At 62.4% G+C, this 18,166-nt stretch carries 22 protein-coding genes; 18 read left to right on the top strand and 4 right to left on the bottom strand.

Annotation, left to right across the window (positions count from 1 at the left end; genetic code table 11):
* Window positions 1-23: 23 nt before the first annotated feature.
* The 3 genes from ACUDP5_RS29110 to ACUDP5_RS29100 are packed head-to-tail and all read right to left on the bottom strand — an operon-like array spanning window position 24 to window position 4,213.
* On the bottom strand, window positions 24-2,348 hold the full coding sequence (locus tag ACUDP5_RS29110; RefSeq protein WP_445657862.1) for a CHASE2 domain-containing protein: 2,325 nt from the start codon (window positions 2,346-2,348) through the stop codon (window positions 24-26).
* 4 nt (window positions 2,349-2,352) lie between these two features.
* Window positions 2,353-3,462 carry a FecR domain-containing protein gene (locus ACUDP5_RS29105; protein WP_263913073.1) on the bottom strand — a complete coding sequence of 370 codons (1,110 nt, stop codon included), beginning with the start codon at window positions 3,460-3,462 and terminating at the stop codon, window positions 2,353-2,355.
* A gap of 34 nt (window positions 3,463-3,496) precedes the next feature.
* Window positions 3,497-4,213 carry a response regulator transcription factor gene (locus ACUDP5_RS29100; RefSeq protein ID WP_263913072.1) on the bottom strand — a complete coding sequence of 239 codons (717 nt, stop codon included), beginning with the start codon at window positions 4,211-4,213 and terminating at the stop codon, window positions 3,497-3,499.
* Between the two features lie 258 nt (window positions 4,214-4,471).
* Here ACUDP5_RS29100 and ACUDP5_RS29095 point away from each other — a divergent pair, with 258 nt between their 5' ends.
* From ACUDP5_RS29095 to ACUDP5_RS29010, 18 genes are all read left to right on the top strand, one after another.
* Complete coding sequence (locus tag ACUDP5_RS29095; protein ID WP_263913071.1) at window positions 4,472-5,173, top strand: response regulator transcription factor; 702 nt, start codon at window positions 4,472-4,474, stop codon at window positions 5,171-5,173.
* A gap of 633 nt (window positions 5,174-5,806) precedes the next feature.
* Window positions 5,807-6,184, top strand: a complete 378-nt coding sequence (gene rpsL / locus ACUDP5_RS29090; RefSeq protein WP_005017264.1) for a 30S ribosomal protein S12 — start codon at window positions 5,807-5,809, stop codon at window positions 6,182-6,184.
* Window positions 6,185-6,350: 166 nt separating this feature from the next.
* A complete protein-coding gene (rpsG, locus tag ACUDP5_RS29085) occupies window positions 6,351-6,821 on the top strand; it encodes a 30S ribosomal protein S7 (RefSeq protein ID WP_006216561.1) in 471 nt (156 codons plus the stop codon).
* A gap of 18 nt (window positions 6,822-6,839) precedes the next feature.
* Window positions 6,840-8,942, top strand: coding sequence for an elongation factor G (gene fusA / locus ACUDP5_RS29080; RefSeq protein ID WP_263913070.1), 2,103 nt, complete (start codon window positions 6,840-6,842; stop codon window positions 8,940-8,942).
* Window positions 8,943-9,020: 78 nt separating this feature from the next.
* Window positions 9,021-10,211 (top strand): elongation factor Tu, encoded by a 1,191-nt coding sequence (gene tuf, locus ACUDP5_RS29075; protein WP_175192346.1) that lies wholly within the window; start codon window positions 9,021-9,023, stop codon window positions 10,209-10,211.
* 73 nt (window positions 10,212-10,284) lie between these two features.
* Window positions 10,285-10,596, top strand: coding sequence for a 30S ribosomal protein S10 (gene rpsJ / locus ACUDP5_RS29070; protein WP_003806903.1), 312 nt, complete (start codon window positions 10,285-10,287; stop codon window positions 10,594-10,596).
* 361 nt (window positions 10,597-10,957) lie between these two features.
* Window positions 10,958-11,647 carry a 50S ribosomal protein L3 gene (gene rplC, locus ACUDP5_RS29065; protein WP_175192355.1) on the top strand — a complete coding sequence of 230 codons (690 nt, stop codon included), beginning with the start codon at window positions 10,958-10,960 and terminating at the stop codon, window positions 11,645-11,647.
* A 4-nt stretch (window positions 11,648-11,651) separates the two neighbouring features.
* On the top strand, window positions 11,652-12,269 hold the full coding sequence (gene rplD, locus ACUDP5_RS29060) for a 50S ribosomal protein L4 (RefSeq protein WP_175192356.1): 618 nt from the start codon (window positions 11,652-11,654) through the stop codon (window positions 12,267-12,269).
* Window positions 12,266-12,562: a 50S ribosomal protein L23 gene (rplW, locus tag ACUDP5_RS29055; RefSeq protein WP_006216557.1), complete on the top strand. Its 297-nt coding sequence runs from the start codon at window positions 12,266-12,268 to the stop codon at window positions 12,560-12,562. The genes rplD and rplW overlap by 4 nt, the downstream gene beginning before the upstream one ends.
* Complete coding sequence (rplB, locus tag ACUDP5_RS29050; protein WP_025136344.1) at window positions 12,563-13,390, top strand: 50S ribosomal protein L2; 828 nt, start codon at window positions 12,563-12,565, stop codon at window positions 13,388-13,390. It abuts the gene before it with no gap.
* Between the two features lie 12 nt (window positions 13,391-13,402).
* Window positions 13,403-13,678 carry a 30S ribosomal protein S19 gene (gene rpsS / locus ACUDP5_RS29045; protein WP_006216555.1) on the top strand — a complete coding sequence of 92 codons (276 nt, stop codon included), beginning with the start codon at window positions 13,403-13,405 and terminating at the stop codon, window positions 13,676-13,678.
* Window positions 13,679-13,681: 3 nt separating this feature from the next.
* Window positions 13,682-14,011 carry a 50S ribosomal protein L22 gene (gene rplV, locus ACUDP5_RS29040; RefSeq protein ID WP_006227021.1) on the top strand — a complete coding sequence of 110 codons (330 nt, stop codon included), beginning with the start codon at window positions 13,682-13,684 and terminating at the stop codon, window positions 14,009-14,011.
* A 9-nt stretch (window positions 14,012-14,020) separates the two neighbouring features.
* The gene (gene rpsC / locus ACUDP5_RS29035) at window positions 14,021-14,812 is read left to right on the top strand and encodes a 30S ribosomal protein S3 (protein WP_025136343.1); all 792 of its coding nucleotides are present in this window, start codon (window positions 14,021-14,023) and stop codon (window positions 14,810-14,812) included.
* A 2-nt stretch (window positions 14,813-14,814) separates the two neighbouring features.
* Window positions 14,815-15,231 carry a 50S ribosomal protein L16 gene (rplP, locus tag ACUDP5_RS29030; RefSeq protein ID WP_006389610.1) on the top strand — a complete coding sequence of 139 codons (417 nt, stop codon included), beginning with the start codon at window positions 14,815-14,817 and terminating at the stop codon, window positions 15,229-15,231.
* Between the two features lie 13 nt (window positions 15,232-15,244).
* Window positions 15,245-15,436 (top strand): 50S ribosomal protein L29, encoded by a 192-nt coding sequence (gene rpmC, locus ACUDP5_RS29025; RefSeq protein WP_003806912.1) that lies wholly within the window; start codon window positions 15,245-15,247, stop codon window positions 15,434-15,436.
* Between the two features lie 2 nt (window positions 15,437-15,438).
* Entirely contained in the window at window positions 15,439-15,720 is a 282-nt protein-coding gene (rpsQ, locus tag ACUDP5_RS29020) for a 30S ribosomal protein S17 (RefSeq protein WP_006216549.1), read from the top strand.
* A 111-nt stretch (window positions 15,721-15,831) separates the two neighbouring features.
* The gene (locus ACUDP5_RS29015) at window positions 15,832-16,296 is read left to right on the top strand and encodes a hypothetical protein (protein ID WP_445657861.1); all 465 of its coding nucleotides are present in this window, start codon (window positions 15,832-15,834) and stop codon (window positions 16,294-16,296) included.
* A gap of 181 nt (window positions 16,297-16,477) precedes the next feature.
* Window positions 16,478-17,008, top strand: coding sequence for a hypothetical protein (locus ACUDP5_RS29010; protein WP_175217022.1), 531 nt, complete (start codon window positions 16,478-16,480; stop codon window positions 17,006-17,008).
* An 81-nt stretch (window positions 17,009-17,089) separates the two neighbouring features.
* Here ACUDP5_RS29010 and ACUDP5_RS29005 read toward each other — a convergent pair whose 3' ends face one another.
* A complete protein-coding gene (locus ACUDP5_RS29005) occupies window positions 17,090-18,157 on the bottom strand; it encodes a branched-chain amino acid ABC transporter permease (protein WP_445657860.1) in 1,068 nt (355 codons plus the stop codon).
* Between the last annotated feature and the right edge of the window lie 9 nt (window positions 18,158-18,166).

Raw genomic sequence — 18,166 nt, 5'->3', positions numbered from 1 at the left:
CCTGGACGCTACCGGGTTCGCCGCTAGCTCGTACGGCCTTCTTCGGGCGCCATCGGTAACCGCAGCGTAAATATCGAGCCTGCGCCCAGTTCGCTGGTGACCTCGACCTCGCCGCCGTGGCGTTGCGCCACGGTGCGTACAAATGCCAGGCCCAGGCCTGCGCCACCCACATCCGTCTTGGTATCGACGCCGACCCGGGAGAACGGTTCGAATAACCGAGCCAGGTCCTGTGGGGCAATGCCTTGGCCGTGGTCGCGTACCGATGCCCGCCAATAGCCCGGCGCGGCGTCGATGCCGCATTCGATGCGGGTGCCGGCTGGGCTGTACTTGATGGCATTGTCGATCAGGTTGCACAACGCCCGCATCAGCAGCGTCTGGTCGCCGCGCACATACGCCGCCGGCAGCGGTGTGCGCACGACCAGTTCAATGCCGCGCTTTTTCGCCGATGCCCAGAACTCATCCACGCCATCCTGCAGCAGACCGCCCAGGTCCAGTTCGACGGCGTTGATGGCCATCGACTCCGCCCGCGTGAGGTGGACGAAGTCGTCGACCAGATGCAGCGTGCGGTTTGCCAGCGCTGCGATGCGCGCCATGGTTTCGTCTTCATCGGAGGCCGAGTCGTCGTCCTGCTTCATCTCGACCAGCGCCAGGATCGAGCTTTGCGGTGCACGCATGTCGTGCGAAATGAAGCGCAGGGTTTCCTCACGCTGGCGTTCGGCGTGGCGAATGCCGGATATGTCGGTCAGCGTGGCCACCGTGCCTGCGAAATTGCCCTCGGCGGTATGGATCGGCGCGCATTTCAGGATCAGGTCGCGGCCGGCGCGATCGCGCACTTCCAGGTCGGCGCTCCAGGGGGACTGGTCTGATGCCGGCCCCTGGCCGCTCAGCACCTGCGCGACGCGCTGGCGTGTCGAGTCGTCGCTGATGGCCTTCTCGAGCAGGTGCGTGGCGGGATGGCCGACGCGTGGCGGACGCATGCCCAGGCGCTGGAAGTACATGACCGCAGCCTGATTGCGAAATTGCATGCGGCCTTCCTGATCGAACACCAGCGTTGCATCCGGCATGCCGTCCAGGCCGTCGGCCAGGAAGCGCCGCAGGTTGCGTACGCGCGCCAGGGCTCGGCGCAGTTCTCCGACGCGGCTTTCCAGCGATGCGGAGGGGCTGTTGAACTGCGCTCGGGCTTCATTCAGCACCGGCGGGTATTCGCGCTGCAGCCGGCGCAGCTCGTTGTCCATATAGCGCAGGGCGGCCTCCTGGCTGCGCCAGCTCCACAGGGGGTAGCACAGCGCCACGCCCACCAACGCCGCAGTCGGTGCAAACCACAGGTAGCTATGGCCCAGCAGCAGCAGGCTGGATATCAGCACCACGGCCAGCAGGGCGATGTTGACCAGCAGCGCCTGGTTCGGCGACAGCCGCCACAGCGCCAGGCAGGCCAGCAGCACGGGCAGGGCGGAAAACAGGGCGTTGAGCCAGGGGGCGGGTGGTTGAAAGGCGATGTCGTCGTTGGCCGCTTGCAAGAGGTTGGCGATGATTTCCACGCCGGGCATGCCGCTGACCTCGTGCGAAACCGGCGTGGTGTAGGCATCGCCCAGGCCGGTCGCCCATGCGCCCACCAATACGTATTTGCCACGCAACTGCTCGGGCGGCACGTCCCCGCGCAACACGGAAAGATAGGACACCGCCTGCGTGTGGGCGGCGGGGCCCGCGTAAGGGATCAGGATGCTGCCGTCCGGCCGGGCGCGTCGCAGCAGGTTCTCGCCCAAGGCCGCCTGTCCGCCAACGTCGAGCATGCTCAGTGCAAAGTGGCGCCAGTGTTCGCCGGCAAACCCGACGGTCAGCACCGCCGATCGCAATACGCCGTCGGCATCCATGCTGGCGTTGATGAAGCCGCTTCCGGCCGCGGCCTGGGCCAGGATGGGAATGGGGGTGCTGATGGAAGATGGGTAGACCAGCCGGTCCAGCACCACAGGCAGCACCGTGTGGCCGTTGCGCCGGATGCTGTCGGCCAGGATGGCGTCGTCGCCAGGGTGGACGGTATCCGGCTCGGCGAAGATCAGGTCCAGCCCGACCGCGCGGGCACCTTGCAGGCGATCCAGCAACGCCGCGTGTACGGCACGGCGCCAGGGCCAGCGGCCAAGCGCCTCGATGCTGGTGTCGTCGATCGCTACGATCACGATATCGGGCGACATGTCGCGGCCGGTCAGCGCGACGGCGCGATCATAGAGAATCTGGTCAACCCGGCCAAGGCCGTTGAACGAACCCAGTAACGCAGCCAACAGCGCCAGCACCACCGTCAACCACAGCCCTGATCGCGAGGTCCGGTCGATGGGGTCGGTGGCGTCCGCCATGGGCCTAGTACTCGGTCAACGTCACGACTCCGCCGCTACCGGTGGCGACGCCCAGGCCGCTGCTGGTCATCAGCAGGTTCACGCCCGTGAAGGTGGCCGTGGCATCTGCGCCGCCCAGGCCCAGCTCGTCGATGGCGCGCACCGACACGTAGAACGTGCCGGGGCCCGGCGCGCTGAAGCGGATATCGGGATTGGCGAACTGCCTGGACGAGACCGGTTGCGTGCCATCGGCATCGCGTGACACGCGCACCAGATAGCCCTGGGCGCCCGGCACGGGGGCAAAGGCGCTCGTCCAGGCGCCGCCTCCAGCTCGAACAGGCGCACCGAGCTGCGGCGCGGCCAGGAGCGGCCGCACGCCGGACACCTGGCCGTTCGCGCCGATGGCCGCGCCAAAGCCCTTTGCCACCGCGACGGGCCGTGCCGGCGCCTCGCCAGGCGCATGCGGTTGCAGCCGCACGCTGCCCTCCAGCACTTCGCTGTGCACGCCCTGGCTGCTGCTTTGCACGCGGAATCGCGTGCCGCGCACGCCGGTGACGGCAACGGGCGTGCGGATTTCGAAACGGCCCACGCCCTGTCCGGACGGCGCGACCGTGGATTCGACACTGCCGCGTTCGACATGGATGACGGAATCCGTCAGGTCGGTGCCTTCGAATTGGCGCAGGCGCGTGAGCTCCACGGCGCCATCCGCCGGCAGCGTCAATTTGGAACCGTCGGCCAGTTCCAACGTCACGAAGCCATTGGGTGCAGTGACCACCTTGCTGCCTTCAGCCACGTTGGTGCCAGGCTTGAGCGCCTGCCCGTTCAGGTTGGCCTGGCCACTGACGTGCACGACTCGCGCATCGGCAGCCCGCTCCGGAATCATCGACAACGGAATGCGCAGCTCCAGACCGATGGGCAGGCGTTCCGGTGTGGTGACGCTGTTGAGCGTCTGCAACGGACTCCAGTTGGCCTGGTTGCGTGTGTAGGTCGATGCGATGTTGATCAGCGTGTCGCCTTGGCGCACTCGGTAGATGAAGTTCTCGCCCAACGCGCCGGCAGGTTGGCTATGCGAGGAAGTGGCGAGCAGCAGGCCGGAAAGCAGGGCAAGCAAAGAAAGCGCGCGGCAGCGGCTCATGACTTTCAAATCTCCAGGTAATACCCGCCAGGCGCTACGGCGCGGGGGGCGGACTGTCTTCGGACGGGCCGATCAATTCCAGCCGGTAGCCCAGCGCATACGACGAGCTCAGTCGCACACCATGTTCCGGACGTAGCTGCAGCTTTTGCCGGATATTGGACAGGTGCGTGTCCAGCGTGCGCGAGGTCGCGGGGATTTCGCGGTTCCAGACGCACTCTGCCAACACGTCGCGCGACATGAGGCGGCCAAGGTTGCGGAAGAACAGCAGCGCAAGTTCGAATTCCTTGGGCGCCAGCGCGACCGACGAGCCATTGAGCGAAATCGTGCGAGCGGCGGGCTCGATGCGATAGTTGGCGACGTCGAACGCCTCGTTGGCGGGTTCGGCAATCTGGCTGCGACGCAGCAGGGCGGCGACCCGCGCCAGCAGTTCGAGCGGTCGCAGCGGCTTGACGATGTAGTCGTCGGCACCCGCCCGCAAGCCCTCGACCAGATCGTCTTCGCTGGACCGGTTGGTCAGGAAGATGACCGGCACGCGCGGGCCGATGTTGGCACGCAGCCAGCGCACCACATCATCGCCGTCGATATCAGGCAGGTGCCAGTCCAGCAGCACCAGATCGAACGTCTCGTTGCGCAACGCGGCAAGCAGGTCGCGGCTTTGTTGATAGCTGGAGCAGGTGTATCCGGCGGCAGTCAGGACTTGCTGGATGCGTCTTGCCTGGTCCAGGTCGTCTTCCAGCGACGCGATTTTCATCAGACGTGGTCTCGCGAAGGTTGGCTGCGCAAGCGCGCCCTGTGGCGCCCTACTGCAAGAGGGGAAAGGATTTGTGTAATGGAATGATAACTCGCGCGGCGTCACTCTTGGCTACGTTGTGCCAAGAACTGTCAAACATTGCAAAGTTAACGAATCTTGACTGGAGTTGTTGCACAACAACGGGCCAAACTGTCCTGACCGTCCAGTCACCCGGCGCGGTCGGCCGGGAACTGGGGGACGAAGGGATGGAAAGAACATATGAATCAATTGCGCGTACTGATGATGTCGCCGGACGAGGCTGCACGTAACACCGCTGTGTCCGCACTGCTTCAAGCCGGGATTTCGGCCCGTGGCTGCTCGACGTCCCTGGAACTGTTTGGCCTGCTCAGCAATGGCGCCTATGACGCCGTCGTCCTGAACGTGGGAACGCTGGGCGAGGTGGGTTACGCCTTGGTTGCCCGCCTGCACGGGTCTTCCTCGCTGGGAATCGTGGTGATGGGCAGCAATCTGTCCCTGGATACCCGCCTGCGCTGCCTGCAGAGCGGCGCCGATGCCTGCCTGCCGCCGCCGCAGGACCCTCGCGAGCTGGCCTGCATCCTGCTGGCCCTGGCGCGTCGCCTGCCGGCCGGCAAGGACAACTCCGCCGTCGAAGAGCCCGTAGCGGGGCAATGGGAGCTGCGCGACCAGGGCTGGACGCTGGCTGCGCCTTCGGGCGCCACCATTTCGTTGTCGGCCAATGAACGCCTGATCGTGCGGTCGCTGCTGGAAGTGGCGGGCAGGGCGGTCGGACGCAACGAACTCGGCGATGAACTGCGGGTGGAGGGCGGGGGCGCACGCGCCAGCGGATCGCGCAGCATCGACGTGATCGTCAGCCGTCTGCGCCGCAAAGCGGAGCTGGCAGGCGTAATGTTGCCGATCCGCACGGTCTACGGCAGCGGCTACCTGTTCGCCGACCAATAACCGCCCGCGCTGCCTGGCGCGGGGGTACACTGCCCACCGGACTACCGGCTCCCCGCGATCCGGCCCAACATTCGCGTCCGCCGCGGCCATTGCGGCCTGCCGGCAACCTGGGGCGGCATCATGGCCCAGGGGCATCGCCTTCTGCCGCGATAATTTGGCCCCATTTTTGTCGACCTGGGTCCGACCTGCGCCTAACACGTCGTCTTTTGCCGGCAACGCGCTTGCGCACGGTGCTTACAAAAGATTTTGACAGTGCGCCCAGTTCTAAGCTATGCTAAAGGGCTTACTGCTTTATTCGCGCGCAAAGTTTGATACCACCGACTGGCGTATCAAGGCGCCAGGAAGACAGGTCCGGCCAATTCCAAGCAATGCCTGCCATGCACCCCGTGCATGGCGCCGCTGAGCTTGACGGCCCAAGGCCAAAGGGGTGCGTCACGAGCCCCCGTCAACCCACGCTGCCATTTGACGGTATCAAGTTTGTGCGTTTGTCATGGTTTGTTGGCAAGCCCGCTCTTTTACGTATACGAACGTTTGAGGCGGTTTTGCGCGAACTGCCTTCTCCGAAAGTGCTTTGCTTGAGGAGACGAGTACGTAAGTACTTACCAGTGGTACGTAAAAGGGATTTCAAAGGTCATGCCTACCATTAGCCAACTCGTGCGCAAGCCGCGCGAAGTCAGCATCATCAAAAGCAAGAGCCCCGCGCTCGAAAACTGCCCGCAACGCCGCGGCGTGTGCACTCGCGTGTACACCACCACCCCCAAGAAGCCGAACTCCGCTCTGCGTAAGGTTGCCAAAGTGCGTCTGACCAACGGTTACGAAGTCATTTCGTACATCGGCGGTGAAGGCCACAACCTGCAAGAGCACTCGGTGGTTCTGGTGCGTGGCGGTCGTGTGAAGGACTTGCCCGGTGTGCGTTATCACATCGTGCGCGGTTCCCTCGACCTGCAAGGCGTCAAGGATCGTAAGCAAGCCCGCTCGAAGTACGGCGCCAAGCGCCCGAAGAAGGCTTAATAACGAGTCAGCAGTACCCCCGTGTGGCGGCTGTCCGCCATCAGGGAAGTGCAACCGCGCCGTCCGGAGTATGGGAAGGTGCGCGGCACGTAAGGGGTCGTCCTATTGGGCGGCCATGGCCGTGTAATGAAACACGGTTCAACTGAACAGACACAAGGAAGCAACAATGCCCCGTCGTCGCGAAGTACCCAAGCGCGAGATCCTGCCCGATCCCAAGTTCGGCAGCGTCGAGCTCGCCAAGTTCATGAACGTCGTCATGCTGGACGGCAAGAAGGCCGTCGCCGAGCGCATCGTCTACGGTGCCCTCGAGCAAGTGCAAACCAAGACCGGCAAAGAGCCGATCGAAGTTTTCAGCCTGGCGATCAACAACATCAAGCCGATCGTCGAAGTGAAGAGCCGCCGCGTTGGCGGTGCCAACTACCAAGTGCCGGTTGAAGTGCGCCCCGTGCGCCGCCTGGCCCTGGCTATGCGTTGGCTCCGTGAAGCCGCCAAGAAGCGTGGCGAGAAGTCGATGGATCTGCGTCTTGCTGGCGAACTGATCGACGCCTCCGAAGGTCGTGGCGCCGCGATGAAGAAGCGCGAAGACACGCACAAGATGGCAGAGGCCAACAAGGCCTTCAGCCATTTCCGCTGGTAATTTAAGGACTAATCCACCATGGCCCGCAAAACCCCGATCGAGCGCTATCGCAACATTGGTATCTCTGCGCACATCGATGCAGGGAAAACCACCACGACCGAACGTATCCTGTTCTACACCGGCGTCAATCACAAGATTGGCGAAGTGCATGATGGCGCAGCCACCATGGACTGGATGGAGCAAGAGCAAGAGCGTGGCATCACCATTACGTCGGCAGCTACGACGGCGTTTTGGCGTGGCATGGCCGGCAACTACCCCGAGCACCGCATCAACATCATCGACACCCCGGGCCACGTGGACTTCACCATCGAGGTGGAGCGTTCCATGCGCGTCCTGGACGGTGCCTGCATGGTCTACTGCGCGGTGGGCGGTGTTCAGCCCCAGTCCGAAACCGTGTGGCGTCAAGCCAACAAGTACGGCGTGCCGCGTCTGGCGTTCGTCAACAAGATGGACCGCACCGGCGCGAACTTCTTCAAGGTCTATGACCAGCTGAAGACGCGTCTGCGCGCGAACCCCGTGCCCATCGTGATCCCCATCGGCGCCGAAGACACGTTCCAAGGCGTGGTCGATCTGGTCAAGATGAAGGCCATCATCTGGGACGAAGCCAGCCAAGGCACCAAGTTCGACTACAAGGACATTCCGGCCGAGCTGGAAGGCGCCGCGAACGAATGGCGTGAAAAGCTGGTTGAAGCCGCCGCCGAGTCGTCGGAAGAGCTGATGAACAAGTACCTGGAAACGGGTTCCTTGGACGAAGCCGAAATCAACCTGGCCATCCGTCAACGCACCATCGCTGGCGAAATCCAGCCGATGCTGTGCGGCACCGCCTTCAAGAACAAGGGCGTGCAGCGCATGCTGGACGCGGTCATCGACTACCTGCCTTCGCCCGTGGACATTCCCCCGGTCGACGGCATGGACGACGACGGCAATCCCGTGCAGCGTAACGCTGACGACGGCGAGAAGTTCTCGGCCCTGGCATTCAAGCTGATGAGCGATCCGTTCGTGGGTCAGCTGACCTTCGTGCGCGTTTACTCGGGCGTCCTGAAGTCGGGCGATACGGTCTACAACCCCATCAAGGGCAAGAAGGAACGTATCGGTCGCATTCTGCAGATGCACGCGAACAACCGCGAAGAAATCAAGGAAGTGTTGGCAGGCGACATCGCCGCCGTGGTGGGTCTGAAAGACGTGACCACCGGCGAAACGCTGTGCGACATCGACTCCCACATCCTGCTCGAACGCATGGTGTTCCCGGAGCCCGTGATTTCGCAGGCTGTCGAACCCAAGTCGAAGGCTGACCAGGAAAAGATGGGCCTGGCGCTGTCGCGTCTGGCTCAGGAAGATCCGTCGTTCCGCGTGCGCAGCGACGAAGAATCCGGCCAAACCATCATTTCCGGCATGGGCGAGCTGCACCTGGAAATTCTGGTCGACCGCATGAAGCGCGAATTCGGCGTGGAAGCGAACGTCGGCAAGCCCCAGGTGGCTTACCGTGAAACCATCCGCAAGACCTGCGACGAAGTTGAAGGCAAGTTCGTCAAGCAGTCGGGCGGTCGTGGTCAGTACGGTCACGTGGTTCTGAAGGTCGAGCCGTTGGCTCCTGGCGGTGGCTACGAATTCGTGGACGCCATCAAGGGCGGTGTGGTTCCTCGCGAATACATCCCCGCGGTGGACAAGGGCATCCAGGAAACGCTGCCTTCGGGCGTGCTGGCTGGCTACCCGATCGTCGACGTCAAGGTCACGCTGTTCTTCGGTTCGTACCACGATGTGGACTCGAACGAAAACGCGTTCAAGATGGCCGGCTCCATGGCATTCAAGGAAGGTCTGCGCAAGGCCAGCCCCGTGCTGCTGGAACCGATGATGGCCGTTGAAGTCGAAACGCCTGAAGACTACGCTGGTACCGTGATGGGCGATCTGTCCTCGCGTCGCGGCATGGTCCAGGGCATGGACGACATGGTTGGCGGCGGCAAGACCATCAAGGCTGAAGTTCCCCTGGCCGAGATGTTCGGTTACGCCACGAACCTGCGTTCGCTGACGCAAGGTCGTGCCACGTACACGATGGAATTCAAGCATTACTCCGAGGCCCCCAAGAACGTCGCTGACGAAGTCATCGCCGCTCGGGCCAAGTAAATAACCCTTGTCGGGGCTGTCCATCCGGGCAGTCCCGGCAGAAATCCAAGTTTCCTTGAAAGTTAAAGGATAGAGATCATGGCAAAAGGCAAGTTTGAACGTACCAAGCCGCACGTGAACGTGGGTACGATTGGTCACGTTGACCACGGCAAAACGACGTTGACGGCGGCGATCACGACCGTTCTGTCGAGCAAGTTTGGCGGCGAAGCCAAGGGCTACGACCAGATCGATGCAGCTCCTGAAGAAAAGGCTCGCGGTATCACGATCAACACGGCACACGTCGAGTACGAAACGGAAGCGCGTCACTATGCGCACGTTGACTGCCCGGGCCACGCCGACTACGTCAAGAACATGATCACGGGCGCCGCCCAGATGGACGGCGCGATCCTGGTCGTGTCGGCCGCTGACGGTCCGATGCCGCAAACGCGTGAACACATCCTGCTGAGCCGCCAGGTTGGCGTGCCGTACATCATCGTCTTCCTGAACAAGGCTGACATGGTTGACGACGCCGAGCTGCTCGAGCTGGTGGAAATGGAAGTTCGCGAACTGCTGTCCAAGTACGACTTCCCGGGTGATGACACCCCGATCGTCAAGGGTTCGGCCAAGCTGGCGCTGGAAGGCGACAAGGGCGAACTGGGCGAGCAAGCGATCCTGTCGCTGGCCCAAGCCCTGGACACGTACATCCCGACGCCTGAGCGTGCCGTTGACGGCGCGTTCCTGATGCCGGTTGAAGACGTGTTCTCGATCTCGGGTCGCGGCACGGTGGTGACCGGCCGTATCGAACGCGGCATCATCAAGGTTGGTGAAGAAATCGAAATCGTCGGTATCGTTCCGACGGTCAAGACGACCTGCACCGGCGTGGAAATGTTCCGCAAGCTGCTGGACCAAGGTCAAGCCGGCGACAACGTGGGCATCCTGCTGCGCGGCACCAAGCGTGAAGACGTCCAGCGTGGCCAAGTTCTGGCCAAGCCGGGCTCGATCACCCCGCACACGGACTTCACGTCCGAGGTGTACATCCTGTCCAAGGAAGAAGGCGGCCGCCACACCCCGTTCTTCAACGGCTATCGTCCCCAGTTCTACTTCCGCACGACGGACGTGACGGGCACGATCGACCTGCCGGCCGACAAGGAAATGGTTCTGCCGGGCGACAACGTGACGATGACCGTCAAGCTGCTGGCCCCGATCGCCATGGAAGAAGGTCTGCGTTTCGCCATCCGTGAAGGCGGTCGTACCGTCGGCGCCGGCGTCGTCGCCAAGATCCTGAAGTAATTCGGATCTCTTAAGCAGCACACAACCAGCGAGAGCGCTCGCCGCTCTCGCGTCTCGTTCTTTAGGAAACGCCATGAAAAACCAAAAGATCCGTATCCGCTTGAAAGCCTTCGATTACAAGCTGATCGATCAATCGGCCGCTGAAATCGTCGACACCGCCAAGCGCACGGGCGCCGTTGTCCGCGGCCCGGTGCCGCTGCCCACGCGTATCCGCCGTTACGACGTGCTGCGTTCGCCGCACGTCAACAAGACGTCGCGTGACCAGTTCGAAATCCGTACCCATCAGCGCCTGATGGACATCGTTGATCCCACCGACAAGACCGTTGACGCCCTGATGCGTCTGGACCTGCCGGCCGGCGTCGACGTCGAAATCGCGCTGCAGTAAGGCGTATCGGGTCCGCTACCTTCGCCAGTGGACTCGCAAGAATGGCCGCACTCCTTCGGGATTGCGGCCATTTGTTTTTCTGCGACAGCCTGGTGCCCAGGCGGCAGGACTGGGTGCATTTCACGCTAAGTGCTTGTGCTGCCTGAAAAAAACATGCTAATATGCGAAGCTTGCCATTTTGTGGCGAGTCTAACTATGGCGAAAGCCTGAGTTACCCCAGTGTTTTCAAGGTGCCCTAGGGCGCTTTTGAAAAGACCCGGGGTGCAAAGGTTCAGCCAGGTTGAACATAAGTCGTAGGGCAAAGGCCGTTACCTTTTGCCTGATTAGCCCCGACCAATCGCAGTCGGGAATGGAGAATACGATGTCGAATTCGACACCCACGCCCGCCGCTCACCGGCTGGGGCTGGTGGGTCGCAAGGTCGGCATGACCCGCATTTTTACCGAGGAAGGTGAATCCATCCCGGTGACCGTGCTGGACGTGTCGAACAACCGCGTGACCCAAGTTAAGTCGCTGGAAACCGACGGCTACGCCGCGATCCAAGTGGCTTATGGCACTCGTCGTGCCTCGCGTGTGGCTCAGCCGCAAACGGGCCACTACGCCAAAGCCGGCACTGAAGCCGGCAGCATCCTGAAAGAATTCCGCCTTGATCCCGCTCGCGCCGCTGAATTTGCGGCCGGTGCCGTGATCGCCGTGGAATCGGTGTTCGAAGCCGGCCAACAGGTCGACGTCACGGGCACCACCATTGGTAAAGGCTTCGCCGGTACCATCAAGCGTCACAACTTCGGTTCGCAGCGCGCGTCGCACGGTAACTCCCGTTCGCACCGCGTTCCGGGCTCGATCGGCCAAGCTCAAGATCCGGGCCGCATTTTCCCCGGTAAGCGCATGGCAGGTCACCTGGGTGACGTCACCCGCACCGTTCAAAACCTCGACGTCGTTCGCGTTGACGTGGAGCGCGGCCTGCTGCTGGTCAAGGGCGCTGTCCCCGGCCACGCTGGCGCCGACATCGTCGTGCGTCCGGCCATCAAGGCCCCGGCCAAGAAGGGAGCGTAAGTAAATGGATCTCAAGCTCCTGAACGACCAAGGTCAGGCCGCGACTTTCAGCGCGCCCGACACGATCTTCGGCCGTGACTTCAACGAAGCGCTGATTCATCAGATCGTGGTGGCTTTCCAAGCCAATGCCCGTGCCGGCAACCGCGCTCAGAAGGATCGCTCGGAAGTCAAGCACTCGACCAAGAAGCCCTGGCGCCAGAAGGGTACCGGCCGCGCTCGCGCCGGTATGACTTCGTCGCCGCTGTGGCGTGGCGGTGGTCGGATTTTCCCGAACTCGCCGGAAGAGAACTTCAGCCAGAAGGTCAACAAGAAGATGTACCGTGCCGGGATCCGTTCGATCCTGTCGCAACTGGCTCGCGAAGACCGCATCGCCGTCGTCGAATCGTTCGATCTGGAATCGCCCAAGACCAAGGCTGCCGCTGCAAAGCTGAAGAGCCTGGGCCTGGACTCGGTCCTGATCATCACCGACAGCGTTGATGAGAATGTTTACCTCGCCACCCGCAACCTGCCGCACGTTGCTGTTGTCGAGCCCCGTTATGCCGATCCGTTGTCGCTGGTCCACTACAAGAAAGTGCTGATCACCAAGCCGGCCATCGCTCAACTCGAGGAGATGCTGGGATGAACGCTGAACGCTTGATGCAAGTCATTCTGGCTCCGATCGTGACCGAAAAGGCCACGTTCGTCGCTGAGAAGAATCAGCAAGTCGCTTTCCGTGTCGTGGCTGACGCTACCAAGCCGGAAATCAAGGCTGCCGTCGAACTGCTCTTCAAGGTGCAGGTCGAGTCCGTGCAGGTCCTCAACCGTAAGGGCAAAGTCAAGCGCTTTGGCCGATTCGTTGGCCGCCGCCGCAATGAGCGCAAGGCTTACGTGTCGCTCAAGGACGGCCAGGAAATCGACTTTGCGGAGGTGAAGTAAATGGCCCTCGTAAAAGTTAAGCCGACTTCGGCCGGCCGCCGTGGCATGGTGAAGGTTGTCAGTCCCAACCTGCACAAGGGTGAGCCCTACGCGCCGCTGCTGGAAAAGAAGACCCGTGGTTCTGGCCGTAACAACAACGGTCACATCACGATCCGCCACCGTGGCGGCGGTCACAAGCAACACTACCGTGTCGTCGACTTCCGTCGCGACAAGGACGGCATCCCGGCGAAGGTCGAGCGTCTGGAATATGACCCCAACCGTACGGCGCACATCGCTCTGCTGTGCTACGCCGACGGCGAGCGTCGTTACATCATCGCTCCGCGTGGTCTGGAAGTGGGCGCTACGCTGCTGTCGGGCGTCGAAGCCCCGATCCGCGCTGGCAACACGCTGCCGATCCGCAACATCCCGGTGGGTACGACGATTCACTGCGTCGAAATGCTGCCCGGCAAGGGTGCCCAGATGGTCCGTTCGGCCGGCGCTTCCGCCGTCCTGCTGGCTCGCGAAGGCATCTACGCTCAGGTGCGTCTGCGCTCGGGTGAAGTCCGCCGTGTGCACATCGAATGCCGCGCCACCATCGGTGAAGTCGGTAACGAAGAACACAGCCTGCGCCAAATCGGCAAGGCCGGTGCAATGCGTTGGCGCGGTGTCCGCCCGACGGTTCGTGGCGTGGCCATGAACCCGGTCGATCACCCGCACGGTGGCGGCGAAGGCCGTACCGGTGAAGCACGCGAACCGGTCAGCCCGTGGGGCACTCCGGCGAAGGGTTTCAAGACCCGTCGCAACAAGCGGACGAACAATATGATCGTCCAACGGCGCAAGCGCAAGTAAGAGGCGAACACTATGTCACGTTCGATCAAGAAAGGCCCGTTTGTCGATGCTCACCTGATCAAAAAGGTGGACACGGCCGTCGCGGGCAAAGACAAGAAGCCGATCAAGACCTGGTCGCGTCGCTCGACGATCCTGCCCGAGTTCATCGGTCTGACGATCGCTGTGCACAACGGCAAGCAGCATGTTCCCGTTTACATCAACGAGAACATGGTCGGTCACAAGCTGGGCGAGTTCGCGCTGACCCGTACGTTCAAGGGTCACGCCGCGGACAAGAAGGCGAAGAGGTAAGCGATGGAAACTACTGCCATTATCCGTGGGGTTCACATCTCCGCTCAAAAGACGCGTCTGGTTGCGGATCTGATCCGCGGCCAGAAGGTCGGCCGTGCGCTCGAGATCCTCACCTTCTCGCCGAAGAAGGCTGCCGTCATCCTGAAGAAGGCTGTCGAGTCCGCCATCGCCAACGCCGAGCACAACGACGGCGCCGATATCGACGAACTGAAAGTCACCACGATCTTCGTGGACAAGGCTCAGTCGATGAAGCGCTTCTCCGCTCGCGCCAAGGGCCGCGGCAACCGTATCGAGAAGCAGACCTGCCACATCACGGTCAAGGTCGGAGCTTAAGGAGTCACGATGGGTCAGAAAATTCACCCCACTGGGTTCCGTCTCGCGGTCACCCGTAATTGGTCCTCGCGTTGGTTCGCCGACGACAAGGCCTTCGGCGCCATGCTGGCCGAAGACATTCGCGTTCGCGAGTACCTGAAGAAGAAGCTCAAGAGCGCCTCCGTCGGTCGCGTGATCATCGAGCGTCCCGCCAAGAATGCCCGCATCACCGTCTACTCGGCTCGTCCGGGCGTGGTGATCGGCAAGCGCGGCGAAGACATCGAAAGCCTGAAGGCTGATCTGCAGCGTCTGATGGGCGTGCCCGTGCACGTCAACATCGAAGAAATCCGCAAGCCGGAAACCGATGCTCAACTGATCGCCGACTCGATCTCGCAACAGCTCGAGAAGCGCATCATGTTCCGCCGCGCCATGAAGCGCGCCATGCAGAACGCGATGCGTCTGGGTGCCCAAGGCATCAAGATCATGAGCTCGGGCCGTCTGAACGGTATCGAAATCGCCCGCACCGAGTGGTATCGCGAAGGCCGTGTGCCGCTGCACACCCTCAAGGCCAACATCGACTACGGCACCTCCGAAGCCCACACCACGTATGGCGTGATCGGCATCAAGGTCTGGGTCTACAAGGGCGACATGCTGGCCAACGGCGAATTGCCGCCGGAAACCGCTGCCCCGCGTGAAGAAGAACGTCGTCCGCGCCGCGCTCCGCGTGGTGATCGTCCGGACGGTGCTCGCACCGGTCGTCCGGGTGGTCGTGGCCGTGGTCCCCGCAAGGCGGACGCTGCTCCGGCGCCTGAAGGAGAATAACCATGCTGCAACCCTCTCGCAGAAAGTATCGCAAAGAGCAGAAGGGCCGCAACACCGGTCTGGCGACCCGTGGTACCCACGTGTCGTTCGGCGAATTCGGTCTGAAGGCCACCGGCCGTGGCCGTCTGACCGCCCGTCAGATCGAAGCTGCTCGTCGTGCCATCAATCGTCACATCAAGCGTGGCGGCCGTATCTGGATTCGCATTTTCCCGGACAAGCCGATCTCGCAAAAGCCTGCCGAAGTCCGTATGGGTAACGGTAAGGGCAACCCGGAGTACTGGGTTGCTGAAATTCAGCCCGGCAAGGTGCTCTACGAAATGGAAGGGGTTAGCGAAGAGCTCGCGCGTGAAGCTTTCCGCCTGGCCGCTGCCAAGTTGCCGATTTCGACCACGTTCGTCGCGCGTCATATCGGTGCTTAAGGAGTACTAAGACATGAAAGCCAGCGAACTCCGTTCGAAAGACGCCGCCGAGCTCGGCAAAGAGCTCGAAAGCCTGCTGAAGGCGCAATTCGGTCTGCGTATGCAGAAGGCCACGCAGCAGCTTGCCAACACCAGCCAGCTGCGTAACGTGCGCCGCGACATCGCGCGCGTGCGTACCTTGCTGACCGAGAAGGCAGGGAAATAAAGATGAGCGAAACTCAAAACACCCAAGTGGCCAAGCGCCAGCGTACGCTGGTCGGCAAGGTCGTCAGCAACAAGATGGACAAGACTGTCGTCGTTCTGGTTGAGCGCCGCGTCAAGCACCCCATCTTTGGCAAGATCATCATGCGCTCCGCGAAGTACAAGGCGCACGACGAATCGAACCAGTACAACGAAGGCGATACGGTTGAAATCGCTGAAGGCCGTCCCATCTCGCGCTCGAAGTCGTGGCGTGTGGTGCGTCTGGTTGAAGCCGCACGTATCATCTAAGTAAAAGCAGGTCATCGGAACGGTTCGCCGTTCTGATATAAAACGGCAAGGGCTTATCCCCTTGCCGTTTTTTTTCGTTTACGGATATCCAAGGGCATCATGCGCGGTTTGATGAAGAGGGCTGGGCGGGTGCTGTTGATCGTGGGCGGATTGGCGTTGGCGCCGATCGCGGGCGCCGCGGATCCGGCTACCGTCGGCAGGAACGTGCTGAACGCGGGCCCCGATCCTCGCGTCCAGCTCGATGGCCTGTCGCGCGATCACGCCGCCATCTTCGGCACCCAGGACGAAGACGAGCAGGCCGTGCTGAATCAGGAGCGCGCGGTGCAGACGCAGCAGGATCAATTGCGGATGCTGGAGCGGCTGTTGACCCAGAAGCCGGCCGCAGCGAATCCATCGGCTGCGGCCACCATCCCGTTGAGCAAGCCGACGGATGCACCCATGAATATGGCGCCTTTGGCGCCGACCCCGTCCGGCTCGAAACTGGGCGGCGAGGCGCAGCGCAGCATCGACCAGATGCAAAAGCGTGTCAATGATCTGCGGCGTGGCGTGGATACCTCGGCGCAAGGCGCACGCTGAAGCCGTCGAGTCGATCCCCGTGCTGCCTGGGTCATCGGGATTCGTATCGCGGAACCGATTGAAACCGAACGATGCCTGGACGGGGTCCAGACTCGCCCGACAGGCATGCTGTCCCTGATATAAATGCCGGGCAGGCAGGGTAGTTCACCCTCTAGCAGGCAATCCCTCAGGAGATGGGCATATGCGTATCGCAGCAGGCACACGTGGTTGGATGCAGGCGGCTGTATTGGCGGGTGCGAGCATGGCGGCGTTTGCCGCTTCCGCCCAGGTCGTGTTGAAGGACCAATCGTTTCCCAGGCCCTACGATGACAGCCTGATGGTCGTGGGCAGCGATAGCCGGGTACGGGCAGGCATCGAGGTGCGGGCCCTGGAGAAATTGATGCAGCAGGTGGCCGACCAGGGCAAGGCCTTGGACGAACTGCGTGGCAAGAACGACGCCTTGAACCGCAAGGTGGACGAGCAGGCCCAGAAAATCGCGAACCTGGAACGCAAGCAAGGCGACGGCGGGCGCAGCAGTGACAATCAGAAAGGCGATATCGACAAACTGTCCCGTGCTGTGGATAACCAGAAGAGCGAGCTCGACAAGTTGTCGCGCAGTGTGTCGCAGTTGAGCAGCGCGGGTAACTCCGGCGATCGCAAGGTCGATGACATGCAGCGACGTATCGACGATCTCAAGCGCAGCGTGGATGATCTGCGCAGCCGCGTGAAGTAGTCACGGGTAGAGGGTGCCTGAACGCGCCTTGCGCATGTTCAGGCCGCCTTCGCCGTGTAGCCAGGCAGGCCTGTGTGTTCGCTACGTACGCCGGGCCAGTTCCCGTAACCGCCCTGCAACGCCCGTGGGAAAGTAATACACCGACAGCACGAACAGGATGCCCAGCCACAGCAGCCAGCGGTCTGGTTCGAACAGCAGCGCCAGCGGCGCGACGCCCGCGACGGCGTCGTGGATCACGTGCAGTCCATCCTGCAGGTAGCTTTGGGCGAACACGAACAGGCTGGCGCCGATGATCGCGCCGTACATCGTGCCCATGCCGCCGATCACTACCATCAGCAGAATGTTCAACATGATCTCGAACGAGAGCGATGTGTCCGGACCGTTGTAGCGCAGCCAAAGTGCATAGAGGGCGCCCGCCAGGGTCGCGAAGGCCGCAGCCAGCAGGTTGGACAGGCTGCGATAAAGCACGGTGCGGTATCCGATCGCTTCGGCGCGGAAGGGATTCTCGCGGATCGCCTGCAGCACGCGGCCGAACGGGGAGTTGACGATGCGCAGCAGCATCAGGAACAGCACCACGCACACGGCGGCGATCAGGTAGTAGGTGATGATGCGGCCGTCGATCGTGACACCGAACAGCGGCTCCGACAGGGGACGGTAGGCCGGACGCAGCATCTGCGGCACTTTGAAGTTCAGGCCGTCTTCGCCGCCGGTCAGGTCTGACAGCTGCGACACCAAGGTCTGGAACGCAGCGGCGACGGCCAGCGTGATCATGGCGTAGAAGATGGCCCGCACCCGCAGGCTGGCCAGGCCGATGATCAGCGCAAACACCAGCGATACCGCGAGCCCCGCACCCACGCCGGCCAGGACGGACAGCCAGCTGGCGTCCAGCCGCACGCTGGCAATGGCCACGCCATAGGCGCCGATGCCGAAGAACATGGTGTGGGCGAAGCTGACGATGCCTGTGTAGCCCAGCAGCAGGTCATAGCTGGCGACCAGAACGATGAACACCAGGATCTTGGCCGCCACGGCCAGCGCCTTGGGGCCCGGAAACAGGAAAGGTGCCGCGGCCAGGACCACGACGATGGCGACCAGCATGACCGCGAGCAAGGTGCTGCGCGGCGGATCGCCGGAGAGCAGTCGGAAGGACATGGCGGCGGC

It is taken from the genome of Achromobacter sp. NCFB-sbj8-Ac1-l (genome assembly GCF_052695805.1).
The sequence above is the reverse complement of the archived record's forward strand: the minus strand, read 5'-3'. Positions and strand labels throughout refer to the sequence as shown.

What these genes read in the sequence shown, in the direction of transcription:
- rpmC (WP_003806912.1), top strand. Translation starts at nt 15,245, where the DNA reads ATGAAAGCCAGCGAACTCCGTTCGAAAGACGCCGCCGAGCTCGGCAAA.
- rplB (WP_025136344.1), top strand. Translation starts at nt 12,563, where the DNA reads ATGGCCCTCGTAAAAGTTAAGCCGACTTCGGCCGGCCGCCGTGGCATG.
- rpsQ (WP_006216549.1), top strand. Translation starts at nt 15,439, where the DNA reads ATGAGCGAAACTCAAAACACCCAAGTGGCCAAGCGCCAGCGTACGCTG.
- ACUDP5_RS29005 (WP_445657860.1), bottom strand. Translation starts at nt 18,157, where the DNA reads ATGTCCTTCCGACTGCTCTCCGGCGATCCGCCGCGCAGCACCTTGCTC.
- ACUDP5_RS29095 (WP_263913071.1), top strand. Translation starts at nt 4,472, where the DNA reads ATGAATCAATTGCGCGTACTGATGATGTCGCCGGACGAGGCTGCACGT.
- rpsS (WP_006216555.1), top strand. Translation starts at nt 13,403, where the DNA reads ATGTCACGTTCGATCAAGAAAGGCCCGTTTGTCGATGCTCACCTGATC.
- rplV (WP_006227021.1), top strand. Translation starts at nt 13,682, where the DNA reads ATGGAAACTACTGCCATTATCCGTGGGGTTCACATCTCCGCTCAAAAG.
- ACUDP5_RS29110 (WP_445657862.1), bottom strand. Translation starts at nt 2,348, where the DNA reads ATGGCGGACGCCACCGACCCCATCGACCGGACCTCGCGATCAGGGCTG.
- ACUDP5_RS29015 (WP_445657861.1), top strand. Translation starts at nt 15,832, where the DNA reads ATGAAGAGGGCTGGGCGGGTGCTGTTGATCGTGGGCGGATTGGCGTTG.
- rplP (WP_006389610.1), top strand. Translation starts at nt 14,815, where the DNA reads ATGCTGCAACCCTCTCGCAGAAAGTATCGCAAAGAGCAGAAGGGCCGC.
- rplC (WP_175192355.1), top strand. Translation starts at nt 10,958, where the DNA reads ATGTCGAATTCGACACCCACGCCCGCCGCTCACCGGCTGGGGCTGGTG.
- ACUDP5_RS29010 (WP_175217022.1), top strand. Translation starts at nt 16,478, where the DNA reads ATGCGTATCGCAGCAGGCACACGTGGTTGGATGCAGGCGGCTGTATTG.
- rpsL (WP_005017264.1), top strand. Translation starts at nt 5,807, where the DNA reads ATGCCTACCATTAGCCAACTCGTGCGCAAGCCGCGCGAAGTCAGCATC.
- ACUDP5_RS29100 (WP_263913072.1), bottom strand. Translation starts at nt 4,213, where the DNA reads ATGAAAATCGCGTCGCTGGAAGACGACCTGGACCAGGCAAGACGCATC.
- rpsG (WP_006216561.1), top strand. Translation starts at nt 6,351, where the DNA reads ATGCCCCGTCGTCGCGAAGTACCCAAGCGCGAGATCCTGCCCGATCCC.
- fusA (WP_263913070.1), top strand. Translation starts at nt 6,840, where the DNA reads ATGGCCCGCAAAACCCCGATCGAGCGCTATCGCAACATTGGTATCTCT.
- rpsJ (WP_003806903.1), top strand. Translation starts at nt 10,285, where the DNA reads ATGAAAAACCAAAAGATCCGTATCCGCTTGAAAGCCTTCGATTACAAG.
- rplD (WP_175192356.1), top strand. Translation starts at nt 11,652, where the DNA reads ATGGATCTCAAGCTCCTGAACGACCAAGGTCAGGCCGCGACTTTCAGC.
- ACUDP5_RS29105 (WP_263913073.1), bottom strand. Translation starts at nt 3,462, where the DNA reads ATGAGCCGCTGCCGCGCGCTTTCTTTGCTTGCCCTGCTTTCCGGCCTG.
- tuf (WP_175192346.1), top strand. Translation starts at nt 9,021, where the DNA reads ATGGCAAAAGGCAAGTTTGAACGTACCAAGCCGCACGTGAACGTGGGT.
- rplW (WP_006216557.1), top strand. Translation starts at nt 12,266, where the DNA reads ATGAACGCTGAACGCTTGATGCAAGTCATTCTGGCTCCGATCGTGACC.
- rpsC (WP_025136343.1), top strand. Translation starts at nt 14,021, where the DNA reads ATGGGTCAGAAAATTCACCCCACTGGGTTCCGTCTCGCGGTCACCCGT.